This window comes from Intestinibacter sp. (assembly GCF_051866655.1).
Lineage (GTDB): Bacteria > Bacillota > Clostridia > Peptostreptococcales > Peptostreptococcaceae > Intestinibacter.
Map to the genome: position 1 here is coordinate 1 of NZ_JBJDXL010000394.1, position 3,090 is coordinate 3,090.

General features: G+C 30.6%; 4 protein-coding genes. All 4 read right to left on the reverse strand.

The window, feature by feature from the left end:
• Positions 1–323: hypothetical protein (locus tag ACI3VO_RS11935; RefSeq protein WP_439758129.1), on the reverse strand; the 323-nt coding region annotated here is incomplete at its 3' end.
• A 183-nt stretch (positions 324–506) separates the two neighbouring features.
• Entirely contained in the window at positions 507–1,157 is a 651-nt protein-coding gene (locus ACI3VO_RS11940; protein WP_439758130.1) for a diphthine--ammonia ligase, read from the reverse strand.
• An 83-nt stretch (positions 1,158–1,240) separates the two neighbouring features.
• Entirely contained in the window at positions 1,241–2,836 is a 1,596-nt protein-coding gene (locus tag ACI3VO_RS11945) for a CTP synthase (protein WP_439758131.1), read from the reverse strand.
• 56 nt (positions 2,837–2,892) lie between these two features.
• The coding region (locus ACI3VO_RS11950) for an ANTAR domain-containing response regulator (RefSeq protein WP_439758132.1) at positions 2,893–3,090 on the reverse strand (198 nt) is incomplete at its 5' end.

Below are 3,090 nucleotides of genomic sequence, written 5' to 3' on the forward strand. Positions count from 1 at the left end.
CTTTTTAAGATACTGTCATTTATTTTAGGCGTTTGTACGCAACTTCTTGCAATATATCTCTTTACAGTAGCTGGAACTTCATCTACAAGCTTAGTATGACCTGTGTATGTGTTTAGAGCTACAATTCTATAATCGCTTTTTAAAAATCCATTTTCTAATCTATTTACTCTGTATTTTAAAATCTTATACTCTATATACCTTAGATTTATATCACCTATTCTTTTATTAAACTGTATTACCTTACTTAAAAGCGGAATTTTCTCAAATAAATTTTTTAAGGCTTCCTTTTTGTTGATTTTAATTTCGACTAAATCGACTAGCATATTAATTTCCTCCTCAAAATTTTTAATACAAAAATTTTCGAATTTATAATATTTATATGAACATATCGCTTTTATAAGAATTTATTTTTTTATATTAAAGATTTTTATCTAAAATTAAAAAGGTGCTATTTAAACAACTTTTTATCGTCTAAACAACACCTTTATTAAAATATAGGGATACTATTATTTAACATCTAAAATTCCATATCCATTGTCTATAGTTTTACCTAATATTTCTAAATTTATAGGTTCACTGAAAATTGGACCATCTACTACAATAGTATGGTATTCTCCATTTTCACCACATGCATCGGATCCAGTCTTCTTGATTTCTTCTACAAGCTCTTTATCTAATACCTTGCCTAAAAAATCCTCACTCATATTTTCCAAATTTACTTTTTTTATTACAGCCTTAAATCCACTATCTATAAATTCATGGACAAGCCCTTCTCTATCTCCATTCCATAGAGGCAACTCGTAGTCTAGACCAGCATTAGTAGCTCTATCTATATCCCACTTTTTATGAAGCTCTATGTCTATATCTCCATATACTACTGTAGTAGCCCCCATTTCCTTCGCCACTAATAATTTCTTTTCAAATTCTGTTTCGTATTCACTGATATCACATTCAACGTATATTATAGGTATATTCAAGCTTTTGCTAGCCTCTTCTAATAATCTTTTATTTATTGAATGTGTCCAAGAATCTGTTGAATCCTTTTTTATAGTGGTAATCAATGCTACAGGCGTAGAACCCTCTTTCATTTTTTTATACATGGCAAGCATGCAGTCTTTTCCACCACTGTAAGACATTACAAACTTTTTGCTATCCATCGTGTCACCTCATCTGAATTTTATTTACTTTATTGTTTAATAATATTTTAATTTAATTTTTCATATTTTTAAACAGAAATTTTCTATAGCATGCTAACTGCCGCTTCTATAAATCCTTTGAATATCGGATTAGCTCTATTTGGTCTACTCTTGAATTCTGGATGGTATTGAACACCAACATGGAATTTATTTTTACTTACTTCTACAGCTTCGACTAATTTATCGTCAGGAGAAGTACCTGCTATAGTAAGACCTGCATCTATCATTTGTTGTCTGTAGTCGTTGTTGAATTCATATCTATGACGATGTCTTTCTGATATATTTAAATCTCCATAGCATTTATGCATCATAGTTCCTTCTTTTATCTTACATGGATATGCTCCCAGTCTCATTGTTCCACCTAGTATATTTCCAAATTGGTCTGGCATTAAAGCTATTACTGGGTATTTTACTTCTAAATCGAATTCTGTTGAATTTGCATTTTCCATGTTAAGTACGTTTCTAGCATATTCTATAACTGCTATTTGCATACCTAGGCAAATTCCTAAATAAGGTATATTGTTAACTCTAGCGTAGTTACAAGCACAGACCATACCTTCTATACCTCTATCTCCAAATCCACCTGGTACTAATATACCTTGGCAGTCTTTTAATAAATCATCTACTGTATCTTTATTAACACCTTCTGCATCTACCCATTTTATGTCTATAATTGCGCTATTTTCATATCCTGCATGTGATAGAGCTTCAACTACTGATAAATAAGCATCGTGTAATTTAGTGTATTTACCAACTAGAGCTATTTTCACAGTTTTATCTCTGTTTTTAACTCTTTCAAGCATGTTTGTCCAATCAGATAAATCACATTTGTCGTATTTTAAATCCAATTCTCTACAAACTATATCACATAAATTTTGTTCTTCTAGCATCATAGGTACTTCGTATAGTACATCTATAGTCTTGTTTTCTATTACACAGTCAGGTTTTACATTACAGAATAGTGATATTTTCTTTTTAACTACTTCATCTATAGGTGCTTCTGAACGAGTTACTATAATATCAGGCATTATACCTAAGCCTTGCAATTGTTTAACTGAATGTTGTGTTGGTTTAGATTTATGTTCTCCTGAGCTCTTTATATATGGAACTAATGTAACATGTATAAATAAGCAGTTATGTCTTCCAACCTCTAATGATACTTGTCTTATAGCTTCCAAGAATGGTTGACTTTCTATATCACCAGTTGTACCACCTATTTCAGTTATTACAACGTCTGCATCGCTTTTTTGACCTACATTGTATATAAAGCTTTTTATTTCATTAGTTACATGAGGTATAACTTGTACAGTTTCACCTAAATATTGACCTTCTCTTTCTTTATTTAAAACATTCCAATAAACTTTTCCTGTTGTCAAATTTGAGTATTTATTTAAATCCTCATCTATAAATCTTTCATAGTGACCTAAGTCTAAATCTGTTTCAGCTCCATCTTCTGTTACATAAACTTCACCATGTTGGTATGGACTCATTGTACCTGGGTCTACGTTTATATATGGATCTAATTTTTGAGCTGCTACTTTAAATCCTCTACATTTTAATAATCTTCCTAAAGATGCTGCTGTTATACCTTTACCTAATCCTGAAACAACACCACCTGTTACAAATACATATTTTGTCATACTAAAAACCTCCTACACGAATAAAATTTAATAAAATAATAATAATTAAAAATAACTTACAATTCATAAGTCTTTAAAATACTCTCAGCAATTTCCTTCTTAGTTACTCTTAAATCCATAGCCTGCTTTTCGATGTACCTGTGTGCCTGTGGCTCACTCATATTTAAATACTGTATTAAAATACATTTAGCTCTATCTATAAGTCTAATTTCACTAATTTTGACTTTTAGTCTTTCATTCTCACTCTGAAGACC

Coding starts and splice junctions, on each gene's coding strand:
- ACI3VO_RS11940 (WP_439758130.1), bottom strand. CDS start 1,157: ATGGATAGCAAAAAGTTTGTAATGTCTTACAGTGGTGGAAAAGACTGC.
- ACI3VO_RS11945 (WP_439758131.1), bottom strand. CDS start 2,836: ATGACAAAATATGTATTTGTAACAGGTGGTGTTGTTTCAGGATTAGGT.